Source organism: Hymenobacter arcticus (assembly GCF_054779975.1).
The window spans coordinates 422641-438618 of record NZ_BAAGXF010000002.1 but is presented as its reverse complement, the minus strand read 5'-3'; the positions used below and the strand labels follow the sequence as shown (position 1 = coordinate 438618).

Annotated in this window: 13 protein-coding genes; all 13 read right to left on the bottom strand. The window is 60.6% G+C overall.

What is annotated here, in order from left to right:
- Positions 1-71: 71 nt before the first annotated feature.
- The 13 genes from truA to ACYVGC_RS05360 all read right to left on the bottom strand — a co-directional run bounded on the left by truA (position 72) and on the right by ACYVGC_RS05360 (position 15958).
- Positions 72-845, bottom strand: a complete 774-nt coding sequence (gene truA, locus ACYVGC_RS05420; protein WP_460582772.1) for a tRNA pseudouridine synthase A — start codon at positions 843-845, stop codon at positions 72-74.
- 107 nt (positions 846-952) lie between these two features.
- The gene (locus ACYVGC_RS05415; RefSeq protein ID WP_460582771.1) at positions 953-1594 is read right to left on the bottom strand and encodes a transcriptional regulator; all 642 of its coding nucleotides are present in this window, start codon (positions 1592-1594) and stop codon (positions 953-955) included.
- 62 nt (positions 1595-1656) lie between these two features.
- Positions 1657-3597, bottom strand: a complete 1941-nt coding sequence (locus ACYVGC_RS05410; protein WP_460582770.1) for an ATP-binding protein — start codon at positions 3595-3597, stop codon at positions 1657-1659.
- Positions 3598-3823: 226 nt separating this feature from the next.
- Positions 3824-4726 (bottom strand): F0F1 ATP synthase subunit gamma, encoded by a 903-nt coding sequence (atpG, locus tag ACYVGC_RS05405; protein WP_460582769.1) that lies wholly within the window; start codon positions 4724-4726, stop codon positions 3824-3826.
- 122 nt (positions 4727-4848) lie between these two features.
- Entirely contained in the window at positions 4849-6432 is a 1584-nt protein-coding gene (gene atpA, locus ACYVGC_RS05400; protein ID WP_460582768.1) for a F0F1 ATP synthase subunit alpha, read from the bottom strand.
- A gap of 11 nt (positions 6433-6443) precedes the next feature.
- Positions 6444-7007: a F0F1 ATP synthase subunit delta gene (atpH, locus tag ACYVGC_RS05395; RefSeq protein ID WP_460582767.1), complete on the bottom strand. Its 564-nt coding sequence runs from the start codon at positions 7005-7007 to the stop codon at positions 6444-6446.
- A gap of 84 nt (positions 7008-7091) precedes the next feature.
- Positions 7092-7586, bottom strand: coding sequence for an ATP synthase subunit B family protein (locus ACYVGC_RS05390; RefSeq protein WP_460582766.1), 495 nt, complete (start codon positions 7584-7586; stop codon positions 7092-7094).
- A 193-nt stretch (positions 7587-7779) separates the two neighbouring features.
- Positions 7780-8040, bottom strand: coding sequence for an ATP synthase F0 subunit C (atpE, locus tag ACYVGC_RS05385; protein ID WP_283565122.1), 261 nt, complete (start codon positions 8038-8040; stop codon positions 7780-7782).
- 78 nt (positions 8041-8118) lie between these two features.
- Entirely contained in the window at positions 8119-9180 is a 1062-nt protein-coding gene (atpB, locus tag ACYVGC_RS05380) for a F0F1 ATP synthase subunit A (RefSeq protein ID WP_460582765.1), read from the bottom strand.
- 66 nt (positions 9181-9246) lie between these two features.
- Positions 9247-9657, bottom strand: a complete 411-nt coding sequence (locus tag ACYVGC_RS05375; RefSeq protein ID WP_460582764.1) for a hypothetical protein — start codon at positions 9655-9657, stop codon at positions 9247-9249.
- 116 nt (positions 9658-9773) lie between these two features.
- Positions 9774-11036, bottom strand: a complete 1263-nt coding sequence (locus ACYVGC_RS05370) for a hypothetical protein (protein ID WP_460582763.1) — start codon at positions 11034-11036, stop codon at positions 9774-9776.
- A gap of 27 nt (positions 11037-11063) precedes the next feature.
- Entirely contained in the window at positions 11064-12629 is a 1566-nt protein-coding gene (locus ACYVGC_RS05365; protein ID WP_460582762.1) for a RagB/SusD family nutrient uptake outer membrane protein, read from the bottom strand.
- A gap of 155 nt (positions 12630-12784) precedes the next feature.
- Positions 12785-15958: a SusC/RagA family TonB-linked outer membrane protein gene (locus ACYVGC_RS05360; RefSeq protein WP_460582761.1), complete on the bottom strand. Its 3174-nt coding sequence runs from the start codon at positions 15956-15958 to the stop codon at positions 12785-12787.
- Between the last annotated feature and the right edge of the window lie 20 nt (positions 15959-15978).

Below are 15978 nucleotides of genomic sequence, written 5' to 3'. Positions count from 1 at the left end.
GCCCGCAGTTTGAACTGCTTTGTACTGCTAAAAAAGGCCAGCTGAACTAAACAAGCTTTTTTGTACCTAAATCAGGCTCTTTCCGGCGGAGCTATTCCCGTTATAATTTCATCAGGATATTCTACCTTGCTCAAATACAGGCCTTTAGCTGGCGCGGCTGTGCTGGCCGCAATGCGCTGCTGCTTGAATAGGATTTGCTGGAAAGCCAGCGGCGTGAGCTTGCCCCGGCCCACATCGAGCAACGTACCCACCACCAGCCGTACCATGCCCCGCACAAAGCGGTTGGCCCGAATGCGGAACACCAGCCCGCCCGGCACCTCGTGCCAGCCCGCCGCGTAGAGGCAGCAGATGTAGTGCGTCTCGGCCCCCTTCACCTTAGAAAAAGCCGTGAAGTCGAACTGGCCCACGATGAAGGCGGCGGCCTCGTTCATGGCCGCCACGTCGGGGGCGCGGTCGAGGTACAGCACCTGGTCGCGCCGAAAGGGGTCGGGGTGCAAACTCACGAAGTACTCGTAGGTGCGGGCCTCGGCCGAAAACCGAGCGTTGGCGCGCTCATCAACCTCGTGGATGCGGAACACCTGCACATCGGGCGGCAGGGCGCGGTTGAGGCGGTAGCGCAGCAGGTCGAAGGTCATTTCGGGCGGAAAATCGGCTTCAAAATGCGCTACCTGGTGGCTGGCGTGCACGCCGGCATCGGTGCGCCCGCTGCCCTGGGTGCGAATAGGCTGGCGTAGCACCCGGCTCAGGGCAATGTTGAGGGCTTCCTGCACGGTGGGCACGCCGGGCTGCACCTGCCAGCCGCTGTAGGCTGTGCCGTCGTAGGCTAAGTGAATGAAATAACGCATGAGTGCGTCAAAAGTACCGCCCCCGGCACGCAAAAGCCCCCGCTACCAGTTGGCAGCGGGGGCTTTTCATAGCTCAGGAAGGGCGGGAAGAAACTGGGAAAGCTGCGCTACCAGGATAGCAGGGGCCGCTGCCGGGCCCGGGCCATCAGCTCGGCCTTGGAGTTGACTTGCAGCTTGCGATATACCTGCCGGATGTGCGAGCGCACCGTGTCGATGCTCAGGTGCAGGCGGTCGGCGATGCTTTTGTAGCTCAGCCCATCCTCAATGCCGCGCACGATGTCGCGCTCGCGGGCCGTAAGGGTATCGGCCATTGAGGCCGCCGGGCGCGGGGCAAAATACCGCGTGATGTGCCGGGCAACGCTCGGGCTCATGGGCGAGCCGCCGGCCGCCACTTGCAACAGGTGGTCCTTGAGCAGGGGCAGCGGGGTAGTTTTTTCGAGGTAGCCCACGGCGCCCGCGCGCAGAGCCTCAAATACGCGCTCGGCATCGGTATACACGCTCAGCATCAGCACTTCGGCCTGGGGTAGCACCTGCCGCAGCACGGCCAGCCCTTCAATGCCCGAGCGGCCGGGCAGGCCAATGTCGGAGAGCACCAGCGTGGGCAGCACCGGCAGGCTGGGCAGCGCCGCCATAAACTCCTCGTGCGAAGCGGCGCACAGCACACAGTTGAGCTCAGGCTGCGCGCCCAAGTACTCGCACAGCGCCTCCCGAATGGCGGCCTGGTCTTCGATTATACCGAGAGCAATCACCGCACAAAGGTCGGCGCGGCCAGCACACGGCGGTATAGCATGAACATGTGAATTTGCAGGCGTTAGCGCAGGGGCAAGTGTACCACTACCCGGGTGCCCGGTACGGCATTATCGAAGGCAATGGCCCCGCCCACGGCCTGGGCCCGCATACGCATATTGGACAGCCCCTGGCCTGCCGGCCGCCCGGCCGCCGGCAGGCCCAAGCCATCGTCGTGAACCAGCAGCTCCAGCTGCTGGCCCACCAGGCGCAGGCGCACGCGCACCTGCTGGGCCTGGGCGTGCTTTACCACGTTGTGCAGGGCCTCTTTGTAGATGTAATACAGGGCTTGGCGGGTAGCCAGCGGCAGCGGCACGGTGGCCACGGCGGGCTCGGCCACGAAGTCCAGCTCCAGGCCAGCGGGCGGCAGCACTTCGTGGGCGTGGTCGCGCAGGCGGTCGAGCAGGCTGGCGGCCGAGTCGTAGCGGGCGTCGATGCTCCACACGGCGTCGCTCATCTGGCGGGCGGCGCGGCGGCTGGCGTCGGCCATCTGGTCGAGGTAGGCCTGCTGCTGAGCCGGGGCGTAGCGGCCCTCACGCAGCAGCGTGCTTTGCATGGATATCTGGGTGAGCATGCTGCCCACTTCGTCGTGCAGGTCGGCGGCGATGCGGGTGCGCAGGGCTTCCTGGCGCAACGTTTCGCGGCGGCGGTAGCGCCACAGCCCGTAGCCAACGGCCGCCAGCACTACCAGCGCCACCCCCACCAATGCCGCCGCCCCCTGACGGTAACGCAGGTGCTGCAGCTCCTGCTGCTGAGTTTGGAGGCGCGCCTGCTGCCGCAGCAACTTTATCTGGGTCTGCTGCTGGCTACGGGCGGCCTGGGCTTGCAGGGCCGCCGCTCGGCGGCGGGTAGCCTCGCCATTGATGCTATCTGCGTAGGTGCTGGCCAGGGCCTGATAGTAGTAGGCCGCGTGGCCCTGGCCCAGCTGGTCGCTGGCCTGGGCTAGCACCCGGGCAGCATCGCGGATTTCGGGGCGCAGGTGGGCCGGGCGGGCCGCTACCAGGCTGCGGGCCGCGTAGTAGCGGGCGCTATCGGGGTGCGCGGTGGCCAGCCAGGTTTGGGCCAGCAGCAGGGTGGCGCGGGTGACCTGCTCAGGAGTGCCGGTAGCCTGGGCGCGGCTCAGCAGCCCATAAGCAGTGCGCTGGGCCGCCAGGTGGTCGCCCAGGCGGTCCGTCATTTCGGCCTTGCTTAGCTCGATGGGTAACAGACCCCGGGCGTTATACACCAGCCGCCAGTTAGTTTCAGCCCGCACGTAGTAGCGACGCGCCGCCAGCCAGTGGCCCTGTTCGCGGTTGATGTCGCCGAGGCCAAAGTATACGTAGCCGGTACCCAGGGGGTCGTGCGCCGCCGCTATCAGCCGGCTGGCCTCGGTTACGTGAGCATAGGCGGCGGCGTAGTCGCCCAGCGCCAACTCAATACGCCCCACCTGCACTAGCTGAAACAGCTCGGCCCGAGCATTGTGGATAGTGTGAGCCAGGGCCAGCCCATCGAGGCTAGGGCTGAGGGCGGCGGCGTAGTTGCCCTGCTCGGTGTAGATGCGGGCCAGGTTATAGTAAGCGCGCGTCTGGGTATAGCGGTTATTAGTTAATATACTAAATTTCAGCGCTTTATGTGAGTAGTAAATAGCTGAATCGTACTGATTGAGCGCCCGAAATGAATAACCCAGATTAAAGTGCGCCTCCACCAGCCCCCTGCCAAAATTCAGCCGCTGAGCCAGCGCCAGCGCCTGCCGGGCCAGTCGTTGCGACTGCGGAGCCTCATTGGTGCGCAGTATGAAGGATAAAGCGTTGAGACGCCCCACCCGCGTGGTATCAAGCCGGGGCTCGGCCGCCAACAGCCGCCTTATGCTGTCGCGCACGACTGCCACCTGGGCCAACGGCAGCGGCGGACCCTGCGCATGAGCTATCCCGGTGCCCAGTACCAGGCACCCAAACAGAATAAATAACCACCTAGCGTTGCAAAACACGTCAGCCTGTGTAGAATGAATCGCTTAACCCAGTAGCCCGCAAACAGTTTGGCAAACGCGCTTATTTATAGAATCTTATAATCCTTAAGCAGCAGCTTTGGCCAGGCATACAGTATGGTGGCCCACAATCGGGGCGCGACGAGCTATTGCCTGCTCTACCCCACAGCACAAAAAAGCGCCGGAACCCTAGGGATTCCGGCGCTTTTTTATATAATAAATCAGTATGCTAGCGGGTGGCTGCCAGTGCCTCAGCCCCACCCACGATTTCGAGAATCTCGGTGGTAATGGCCGCCTGGCGCGTGCGGTTATACGTCAGCTTCAGGGCCTTGAGCAACTCACCGGCGTTGTCGGTGGCTTTGTCCATGGCCGTCATGCGGGCACCGTGCTCCGAAGCGTTGCTTTCCAACACCGCTTTGTAGAGCTGAATTTTCAGGCTCTGCGGAATGAGGGTTTGGATAATCTCCTCCTTGCTGGGCTCGAAGATGTAGTCGATGCTGTTGTCAGGAGCCGTGGCGCTAGGCGTGCCGGCTGGTACCTCAGTGGGCACCAGTGGCAACAGCTGCTCGGTATTAATAACCTGCGTGGCTACGTTCTTGAACTCGTTGTACACCATAACTACCTCGTCATAGGTACCTTCTACGAAGCCCTGCATGGCTACTTCCGCCGCCACGCGCACCGTGTCGAACGATAGCTTGGCGAAGACGTGCGTGTAGTCGCCCACCTTCTTGGTGCCGCGGCGCGTGTAGTAGTCGTGCGCCTTCTTGCCAATGGCCAACATCGTGATGTTGTCCTTCGACAAATTAGCATAACGCTCGGCTATCAAGGCATTTACGCCCTTAAACACGTTGGCGTTGAAAGCACCCGCCAGGCCCCGGTCGGAGGTGATGGCGATGATGAGCACCCGGCGCACCTCCCGCACCTGGCCGTACTCGCTCACCACCTCATCGGTGGTGGTACGGGTCAGGTTGGCCAGGATGCTGGTTAGTCGCTGGGCATAGGGGCGCATCCGAATGATGTTGTCCTGGGCCCGGCGCAGCTTGGCCGCCGCCACCATTTTCATGGCTTTGGTAATCTGCTGCGTACTCGACACCGATTGGATGCGCGAGCGTACTTCTTTTAAGCTAGCCATAAACTTGATTATAAACTAAAATCGCCTGTCATTGCGAACAAAGGGAAGCAATCGCACCAGAACGTTGTCGTGCGGGTGCGATTGCTTCGCGTTGCTCGCAATGACAGGCGACTCTCTGCTAGTTACTTAACGGCGTAATTGGCAGCTACATCCTTAGCAGTCTGACGGATAGCACCCGTTACCGAGTCATCCAGCTTGCCGCCTTTCAGGGCCTTCAGCACCTCGGGGTGACGAGCATTCAGTACTTGGCGGAACTCCACTTCGAACTCGCGCACCCGGTTTACGGGCACGGTGTCGAGCAGGCCGTTGGTCGAAGCGTAGATGATAGCTACCTGGTCTTCCACCTTCACGGGCGAAAACTGGGGCTGCTTCAGAATCTCCAGGTTGCGGCGGCCGCGCTCAATGGTGAGCTTGGTCGAAGCATCGAGGTCAGAACCGAACTTGGCGAAGGCTTCCAGCTCGCGGAACTGGGCCTGGTCAAGCTTCAGCGTGCCCGATACCTTCTTCATGCTCTTAATCTGAGCGTTACCACCCACGCGGCTTACCGAGATACCCACGTTGATAGCGGGGCGTACGCCGGAGTTGAAGAGGTTGGTCTCGAGGAAAATCTGGCCGTCCGTAATCGAGATTACGTTGGTCGGAATGTAGGCCGATACGTCTCCAGCCTGCGTTTCAATGATGGGCAAGGCCGTGAGCGAGCCACCACCTTTCACCAGCGGCTTCAGGCTTTCGGGCAGGTCGTTCATGTTCTTGGCAATCTCGTCCGAGGCGTTGATTTTAGCGGCACGCTCCAGGAGGCGGCTGTGCAAGTAAAATACGTCGCCGGGGTAAGCCTCACGTCCGGGAGGACGACGCAGCAGCAGCGACACCTCGCGGTAAGCCACGGCCTGCTTCGACAAGTCGTCGTACACTACCAGCGCCGGGCGACCCGTATCACGGAAATATTCGCCGATGGCGGCACCCGTGAAAGGTGCATAGAACTGCATCGGCGCGGGGTCCGAGGCCGAGGCTGACACCACTACCGTGTAGTCCATGGCACCACCTTTGGTGAGGGCCTGCACTACCTGTGCTACCGTCGAAGCCTTCTGGCCGATGGCTACGTAGATGCAGAATACCGGCTCGCCGCGGTCGTAAAACTCGCGCTGGTTCAGGATAGCATCAAGCGCTACGGTCGACTTACCAGTCTGGCGGTCACCGATAATCAGCTCACGCTGGCCGCGGCCAATCGGAATCATGGCATCAATTGCCTTGATACCCGTTTGCAGCGGCTCGGTTACTGGCTGACGGAAGATTACGCCGGGAGCCTTGCGCTCCAAGGGCATCTCGTAGGTCTGGCCCACGATGGGGCCCCGGCCGTCGATGGGCTGGCCCAGCGTATTTACTACGCGGCCCACAATGCCCTCACCCACTTGGATGGCGGCAATTTTTTTGGTGCGGCGCACGGTAGCACCCTCGCGGATGTCGCCGTAGTCACCGAGCATTACGGCACCTACGTTGTCTTCTTCGAGGTTGAGCACCAGCGCTTGTAGACCGTTTTCGAACTCAATCAGCTCGCCCGACTGCGCGTGCGATAGCCCGTAGATGCGGGCCACACCGTCGCCAACTTGCAGCACCGTGCCGACTTCTTCCAGCTCGGCGGCCGATTTGAAATTGGACAGCTGCTGCCGCAGGATAGCGGATACTTCGTCCGGGCGTACTTCTGCCATGATATGGTTTATTAATTTAAGCTGGGTTGATACGTAGTGTCGGTGAGGGAAGCGCGCAAACGGCGCAGATTACCCTTCACCGAGTCGTCGACTTGCTGGTCGCCAACCCGCAGCACGAAGCCGCCAATCAACGAAGCATCGACTTTTTCGGTGAGCGAAACGTCGGTAAGGCCGGTTTGCTGCTTCACCAGCTGCTCGATTTCGGCGCGGGTAGCTGGCGTGAGCGGCGTGGCCGATGTCACTTCCGCTACCTGCACGCCCATCAGGGCGTTGTACTGCGACAAAAACTCGGTGCCAATGTGCTCCAAGGCTGACTCGCGGTTTTTGCTGGTCAGAATCTGGAAAAAGCGCATCAACATCTCCGACACTTTGCCGCCGAAGATGGCGGTGAGGATGCTGAGTTTCTTGTCGTGCTTCACAATCGGGTTGCGCAGCAGCAGGCGCAGGTCGCGGCTACCGGCCATGGTATTGGCCAGCAAGTCCATGTCCTGCTTAATGGTTGCCAGGGTGCCCATTTCCTGCGCCAAATCCAGCAAGGACTTGGCATAGCGGGCGGCTACTCGTTGGTCGGCCATGTGAGTTTATAGTTGTCAGTTGCGCGTTGTCAGTTGCTAAGCGCTGGCGGCTCGCTAAAAGCCTAGCAACTGACAACTCAACAACTAATTCAATTTTACGTCTTTCAGGTACTCGTCCACCAACTTCTGCTGGGCAGTGGGGTCGGCTAGCTCGCGGCGCAGAATGCGCTCGGCGATATCGAGGCTCAGCTGGGCAGCAGTGTTCTTCACCTCGGCCAGGGCCTGGTTCTTTTCCTGCTGAATGGCTTCGCGGGCCTGCTGAGTAATGCGGGCAGCTTCTTCCGAAGCGCTGGTTTTGGCCTGCTCCACAAACTGGGCTGCCATAGCCTGGCCTTCTTTCAGCATTTGGTCACGCTCGTGGCGAGCGTCGGCCAATAGCTTCTCGTTGCCAGCCTTCAGGCTCTGCATTTCCAGTTTAGCTTGCTGGGCCATTTTCAGGGCTTGGTCAATGCTGTCCTCGCGCTCCTTTAGCGAGCCCAGGATGGGCTTCCAAGCGAACTTGGCGAGCAAAAGGAGCAGGAGGAGAAAAATCAAAGTTTGCCAGAACAGCAAACCAAATTCGGGGGTGATAAGCGACATGAGTACGGCAATTATCGGGGGTGGCAGCGCAGCAACTAAGCCGCACTAGTAAACATTCAGCAGCGGCAAGGAAGTTGCCGAAACCGCTGATTTGACGGGCGTTGCCACGTAAACTCAGGCTTTGTGCCGAACGAAAACCCGGCACGGCCGGCTCCCAAAGCGGGAGCCAGCCGGCCGGGTTATACCGAAGCGATTACTTCAAGTTCAGCGCGATGAGCAGGCAGACTACGATGGCGAACAGCGTAGCACCTTCCAAGAGTGCCGCTACGATAAGCATGGCAGTCTGAATTTTGCCTGAAGCCTCGGGCTGACGACCGATAGCCTCCATAGCGCTACCGCCGATGCGGCCAATACCCAGGCCAGCGCCTAGGATAGCCAAACCAGCGCCGATACCGGCACCCATTACAGCCAGACCAACCGAATTAACAACTTGCAGCAACAACGAAAGAAGCATGGTAAAAAAGAAATGTGTGTAGGGAAAGAGAAACTTGGGAAATAAAACCTGGCTACCAATTAGGGCAGCTTGGCTAGGCTAGTGGGCCGCTACGTCGGACCGCGAAAGATGCGCGAGATTGGAGCCACCAGCCCGCTGCTCGGCGGTGCCGAAGTCGTTGTCGTGGCTGTGGTCTTCGTCGTGGTGGTGCTCCTCTACGGCGCTCCCGATGTACATGGCGGTCAGCAGCGTAAAAATGTAGGCTTGCAGCACGGCTACCAATAGCTCCAACATGCTGATAAACAGACCGAAGGGAACGGCGATGAAACCAGTAGCCGACGAGCGGAAGATGAAGATGAGGCTGATGAAGCTCAGGATGATGATGTGCCCGGCCGTGATATTGGCAAACAGACGAATCATCAGCGAGAAGGGCTTTACCAGTACGCCTACCAGCTCGACTGGTACCATGATGATGTAGAGCGGCCACGGCACGCCGGGAGGCGCGAAGATGTGACCCCAATAGTTTTTGTTGGCGCTGAAGAGCGTGATGAGCAGCGTAATTAGAGCTAGGGCCATCGTAACGGCGATGTTGCCGGAGAGGTTGGCCGCGCCGGGCGTGAGGCCCAGCAGGTTATTGAACCAGATGAAGAAGAACACCGTGAGCAGGTATGGCATGTAGCGCTCGTACTTGGGGCCGATGCTTTTCTTGCCAACTTCGTCGCGGATGAAGATAACGAAGGGCTCCAGCAGCGATTGCAGACCCGAGGGAGCCTGGCCCACGCGCTTGTGGTACGACTTGGCTACCGAGGCGAAAATGAACACCAGCAGCAGGCTGCTCATGGCCAGCGCGGCCACGTTCTTGGTAATGGAGAAGTCATAAACCTTGCCGCCGTCGAGCGTCACTAGTTTTTCATCTTCTAGTTTGAAATTGCCGTAAGTTTTACCTTCAGCAAGCTTCTCAGATGAAAAAGTGGAGAGCCCTTTGCCCGGCTCGTAGGCGAACATGGGTAGGTAGGTGACAAAGTTGCCGTTGTCGGTGCTGAACCAGTGCCACTCGTGCGAGTCGGCTACGTGATGCAAAATAACTTCGCCCGGGTTGAAAGCCTTCCCTTTTTCACCCGTCTCGGTGGGTTCGGCGGCAAAACCGGCGAACGTGCACAAGCAAAGAAAGAGGGTTAGTAAACGCTTCATTCAATAGTAGTTAAAATCAAGTCCGTTGGTAAATTCCTATTCTTTTGGGACTTGCTTCGCTGAAAACGGGCGCAAGTTACTAAAAATAGCCCAGATTTCAAAGCCGGCACACAGAAAATACCCAAGGAAGAAGGCCCCGAGGAATGTGAGCATCGCGTGATTGTCACTCAAACCACCCCCAAAAAAGTAGGACAGGATGATGCCGATACCCAGAACCAACCGCAGCCCCACACCGCCGAAATAGGCCACCAGAAAATTATCGGGTGAGCGCTGCGTTACCCGCGCTGTGAACCAGTAAGTGAGCAGGGTGAGAACCAGTAATACTGCCAATACGGCAGGGGCTGACGGGTGCACTACCGCCGTGCCGAAACTCGCACGCAGCCCAAATAGCACGGCAAAAATGGCCAGTGCAAAAGCCGCAAAATGAGTAAGAAAACGAGCGTTCATAAAAGGAAAAGCCGAAGCCGGGGGGCAAAGGTCGGTATGAACTGGCTAATAACCACGCAAAAGCCCCGCTGACCAGGGTCAACGGGGCTACAGGAGGCCTGACTGAAGTAAAAAAGCTACAGCGAGCGGTATTCAAACCGGACGCGACCCGTGCCGCCGTTGGTGCTGGCCCGCAGGGACAATATGCGGAGCAGCATGACCTCGGTGGTGCCGCGCAGGCGCACGGCGTACACATCGCCCACAGCTGACGTACCTAGGTCGGCAGTAGCGGTATTTTGGTAGAGCAGCGTGCCAATGGCGTTGGCCGTGGTGGTGGCGTAGGGGTTAGCAGTCAGTTGGGCGGTGGTCAGCTTATAGTAACGCGTAGTATTAGCGGTGTTCAGGGTGAGGTTACCGGTGCTAGCTAAGCCACTCACCTGCAAGTCCTTAGCCGTAATAGCATTAGCGGCGGGCTCATTGAGGCCGCTTACCAGGTTAAAGGCCAGCGAATCGGGGGTGACGCCCCCGCCGAAGCTGAGGCGGCCCTGGCGCGTGGTGCGGAAGGGCGTGGCCGCCGCTACTGCCAGTACCGGCGTACTTATGGACGTGGCCACGTACTGGGCATAGGCTGTGAATATGAAAGAGGCCCCACCCCCACTGGCTGCGCCGCTGGGCACACGCAAGTCAATGGTGCGCTTGTTTTCGACGCCGGCGGTGGGCGTTCTGACTACGCCCTGGCGCAGCAGCGGGCCGGTGGCCCCCACGCGAGCGTAGTACACGAGGCTATCGACACTCTTGAACAGGTTGGCCACGGGCGTGGTCGAGGTGGAGATACCTCCGGCATTAATAGTCAGAGCGTAGCCAATGAGGTCACCCTCGGCCTGGGCACTGGCGCTGAGGCCATTGCGGTAGGTAGCGGCCGGGCTGCCAAAGGCCAGCGTGGGAGCATTGGCCACCTGATAGGTGAAGCGCCGCAGCCGCTGGCCGCCATTGGGGAACGTGAGGGTGAGGTCCACGCGCACCGAGGTGCCTACCGGGTAGGTGGTGGGCACTTTGTAGGACACGGTTTGGGTAGTAAGCTGCGCGCTTTGCAGGTAAGTGCCACTAACGGGGTAGCTGCCTACTTGCATAGAGTCGGTTTTGGTAGCCTGAAAAACCGTGATGGTTGAGGGGTTATCGGGCAGGTTGTAGCCCGCGATAATGGGAATGGTTTCGCCGGGCGCGTACTTGGCCCCGAAGGCAGTGGTGGAGGTGGTGCTGAGCGTGGTATTGGGCAGGCCCACCACGAAGTAGCCGGTCGCATTGACGGGCGCGTAGTAGTCATCAAGCTCCTTTTTGCAGCCGGCCAGCAGGCTTAGCCCAGCCAGCAGCGGCAGCATATTTTTATATAAAGGCTTCATAATCAATTACTAGAAAAAGTGAACGCCTTATTTCTGGTCAAACCACAGGGGCTTGGTCACGTAGTCGTCGTTGGTGGTAGCCCCGGCGTCGCTGAAGAGCTTGGCCACCGCGTTGGGGTTGTAGAGCACCTCGGTAGCGCCCGGCAGCAGGCGGCGCGGATAGCGGCGCAGGGGGTCGGTTTGGCCCGCCACCAGGGGGTTGACGGTGCGGGTGGGGTACACGAAATTGACGTAGATGGCCGGGTCAAAATCCAGGCGCCGCAGGTCCGACCACGAGTCGGGGTTGAGGAACATGGCGATGTACTTCTGCTCCATAATCGGGCGTAGGGTGGTGAGGGCACCCTCCGTTTGGGGTACGGCGGCCGAGGCTAAGTAGGTGTTAATCTGGGCCGTGGAGATGGTGGGGAAGGTTACGGCGGGCAGGGCGTTGCTGCCCCCCGCGCCTACTTTGGCCATGTGCGCCCGAATGCCGTCGCGCAGGGCGCGCAGGGCGCGGGTTTTGTCGCCGGCCCGGTAGGCGGCCTCGGCCTCAATAAACTTCACCTCGTGGTAGGTGATGGCCTCAAAGTAGCCCAGGTCGCGGGCGTACCAGCTGCCGTAGAAGTCGGTGAGCGTAGAGCCCGGCGTGAGGTTGGTAGTCGTGGTGGTGCCCGCGCCGGGGTCGGCCCCCACGCTGGTGGTGGGCGTCAGGATGCCAAACCGCGGGTCGGTTACGCCCGGGAACGTAGTGCCATTCAGGTACTTAATGATATTGGTCGAGAACGTAGCCGTGCCGAAGTTGGACCGCGTGGGCCCGAAGATATTCGTCGTATTGGTGAGCGGCGACACGGCCACCTGGAAATTGATTTGCGCGTCGTCGGCGCTGGAAGTAAAGGCTTTGTCCACGAGCGCCAGCACGGCGGTGGGGGCGTAGCTGGCCTTTTTGGTGAGGTGCTGAGCCTGGCGCGCCTTGAGGGCGTAGGCCAGGCGCACCCATTTGCTCACATCGCCTTTATACAGAATGTCGCCACTTTCGCTGGGCGTGGTGCTGTAGAGCGGCCGGAAATTGGCGGTGGCGGGCTTCGACATTTCGACCACACCTTCATCGCAGAGCTGGTTGATGACGCCGTAGAGCGACTCCTGCGAGTCGTACTTGGGCGTGTAGTTGGCCCCGCCCTGGTAGGCTTCGGTGTAGGGCACATCGCCGAGCATATCGGTAACGTGCGCTAGAATAAGGGCTTGCATAATTTTGCCCGCCCCCACGTAGTACACCGACCCCTCGGCCTGGGCCACCTGCATCATCTGCGGAATATTGCCGCCCGAGTAAAAGTAGGAGTAGTTGAACGTGTTGGTACTCTGCGCGTTGGTGAAGTAGTACTGGTCGATGCCGATGCTGTTGGTGGTGCGGCTCACCACGTACTGCGTGACGTAGGGCGTGCGCAGGGCCGTAAACATCTGCGTTTGCAGGCCATTGGCAATTACGTTGGGCAGCAGGAAGTTGGGCGTCGAAACAACGGGGTTGTTGGGGTTCGTGTTCACGTCGAGGAACTTCTCGCACGCGGTCAGGCTCAGAGAGGCACTGACTAACCCGAAGAACAGAAGATATTTTTTCATTGGATAAGGCTTGATACAGTTGTCATTGCGAGGAGGAACGACGAAGCAATCGCATCAAAACGAGTTGTTACCGAGTTACGCAAGCCCCGTTCGGGTGCGATTGCTTCGTCGTTCCTCCTCGCAATGACAGGCGTTTTTCCTACGCGACTGACTAGTTAAAAATTGACGCGCAGGCCCATGTCCACGCCGCGGGTGGCGGGTATGTTGCCGAAGTCGATGCCACCCGAGCCGCCGCCGCGCACGCCCGCACCGGAGGCGGCCGTTTCGGGGTCGGCCCCGCTGTACTTGGTGAGCAGCACGAGGTTGCGGCCGGTCACGTTCAGCTCCACGCCCTTCAGGAAGGAGCTGGCGCCGCCGAGCCAGCGCTGGGGCAGCGCGTAGCTGAGGGCCACGTAGCGCAGGCGGGCCCACGAGCCGTCTTCGATGAAGGCGGTGCCCACGCGCGACAGCACCGTAGTGTAGTAGTTTTGGGTGAGCTCCACGGGCCGGGTGTTGGGCACGTAGGTGGTGGCGCCGCTGGCATCGCGCTGGGCCACCACGCCGTCAAACACCACCGTGTTGTAGCGGTCGAGGGTGCGGGTGGAGGTGCCCACGCCGGTTTGGTACCAGTCGTTGCCATTCACCACCACACCGCCCACCCGGAAGTCGAGCAACGACGTCAAGGACAACCCCTTATAGGTAAAGGTGTTAGTAATCTGCGTAGTGAAGCGAGGGGCCCGGTTGCCGGCGTAAATGAACGTCGGGTTGGCCGAGGGGTAGCCGGTAGCCCCTACTATCACCTGCCCAAAGTAGGGCGAGGCGGGGTCGGTGACGCGGGTGAAATCGCTGGCCGCAAGGCCCGAAATCGGGTGATTGGGAAACGCCCCGCCCTCGTGTACATCGGTCACAAAGGCGTCGGACTGGTACACCACGGTGAGGGGCGAGGGCAGGCTCTCCACATTATTGGTGTTGTGGTAGAAGTTGGCCCCCACGTCCCAGGTGAAGCCGGTGGCCGTGCGAATGGGCGTGCCGTTGAGGCTGATTTCCTGGCCTTCGTTGGTAACTACGCCACCATTAATGTATTGCAGAATGAAACCCGTGGCCTGGCTCACGCGCGGGGCAATGAGCTGGTCCACCGTGCGCGAGCGGTAGTAGTTGACGTCCAGGGTCAGGCGGTTTTTGAAGAATTGCAGGGCCACGCCGGCCTCGTAGGTGCGGGTGCGCTCGGGCTTGAGATTTAAGTTGGAGCCGTAGAAGTCGTTGCGCAGGCCGCCCCCGATATAGGTATTGAAGGTGAGCGGGGCCTGCACCCGGTAGGGGCCCGTGTCGCGGCCCACCTCGGCCACCGAGGCGCGCAGCTTGCCGTAGTTCAGGATGGGGTTTTGGTCGAGGCCCAGGATTTTGGTGAACTCGTAGCCCGCCGCGGCCGAGCCGTAGAGAAAGCCCTTGCCAAAAATCTTGCCCTCATCGGGCCGTGGCAGCGTCGATGACTGGTCGTAGCGCGCTTGAAGCTCCACAATCAGCTGGTCGAAAATGGTGGTCGAGAGCCGCGCAAAGTTGCCGATAAGGTGGCGCGTCTGGTCGCGCTGCAAAGCCCCACGATTCACCGTATTGTTGAGGCCCACAAAGTCGGGGTTCTGAAAAATCAGGCCGATGTAGTCCACCGCCTCGTCGCGGTTTTCCTCAATGGTATTGCCCAGCAGGAACGTACCGCGCAGCTTTTCACCAAAGAAATTTTGGTTGTAAGTAGCTAGCGTAGTAGCTGTTATGAGGCGGTTCTGGTCCACGGTTTGGGCAATGCCGCCAAACTGGTTGCTGACCTGCGAGGTGCCCACTGCCCGCACCGACTGGCTGCGCGAAGTGTACACGTCGGTGCCGATGTTGTGGCTCAGCGTCAGGTTTTTAATGGGCGAAAACGACACTTGCACGTTGCCCACGAAGCGGTTGGTGCGGTCGCTCTGCGGGTTTTTATCCACCGTCCAGTACGGGTTGTCGGCGTCGAGGTCAGCGCCCGCGCCCAGCGGCAGCAGGCGGCGGCGCGAGCCGTCGGGGTTGAGGTAGTTGCGGGCATCGTCGCCGCGCGGCCAGTTGAGCAAGCTCAGCATAAAGCCGCCCGAGCTACCAAACAGCCCCGGCCCCTGCAAAGGCCGCAGCGCGCCCGAATTCAGGTACTGCGCTGAGCCCGTTACGCTGAGTTTGGGCGAAATCTGGGCGGTGCCCGAAATGCGCACCGTCGTCTTGTCGTAGTCGCTGCCGGGCGTCACGCCGTTCTGCTTCAGGTTGGAGGCCGAGGCGAAGAAGCTGGCCTTCTCCGAACCACCCGACATGTTCACAAAGTTTTGCAGCGTATTGCCTTTGCGAAAGAAATTGCCGAGGTTGTCGTACACCGCCTGGCCCGGCTGGAAGCGCGGCCCGAACGACACGCGCGTGCTGGCATCGTACAAGCCGCCCGAGCCCTGGCCGTACTGGTCCTGCATCTGGGGCAGGCGGTTGACTTCATCTACCGAGTACTGGGTGCGGAAGTTGAGCTGGGTGCGACCGGCCGCGCCTTTTTTGGTGGTGATAACTACCGCGCCGTTGGCGGCGCGCAGGCCGTAGAGGGCGGCGGCGGCCGGGCCCTTCAGCACCGTCATGGAGGCGATGTCCTCGGGGTTGAGGTCGCCGGCGCGGTTGGCCGCGCCCACCGAGCGGCCCAGCAAGCCGTTAAAGGCCGAGCCGCCGCCCGGCGAAGTGCTTTCCTGAAAGGATGAGTTGTCCATTATCATCCCGTCGATGACGAACAGCGGCTGGTTATCGCCATCGAGCGAGGTGCCACCCCGAATCACGATGCTGGCCCCCTCCCCTGCCCCGCCGCCCGAGGAAGTGATGTTGACACCCGCCACCTTGCCCTGCAAGGCATTGACAATGTTGGTTTGGCGCGAGTCAATAATGTCCTTGCTGGTGACCTCCTGCACGGCCGTCACAATATCGCGGCGGTCCTGCTTGATGCCGTAGGCCAGCACCACCACCTCGTCGAGGTCGCGGTTGCTGGCGGTGAGGGTAATGTCGAGCGGGCCGCTATCGGCGCGGCGCTCCGTGGGCTCGTAGCCCACAAAGCTGAACACCAGCGTGGCCCCGGCCGGCACCCCCGTGAGGGTGTAGCGCCCATCGGCGTTGGTAGAGGTGCCGTTGCTGGTGCCCTTCACAATTACGTTCACGCCCGGCAGCGGGGTGCGGTCGGAGGCCTGCCGCACCACCCCCGTAACGGAGCCGGTAGCCGCGGCAGCCGCCGGGGCAGTTTGGGCCCGGCCCAGCGTGGGCATACCCAGCGCTGGCAACAAAGCCACTGGTAGCCAGTAGATTTTTCTCATAGAAAAGGAATAAAAGAGGG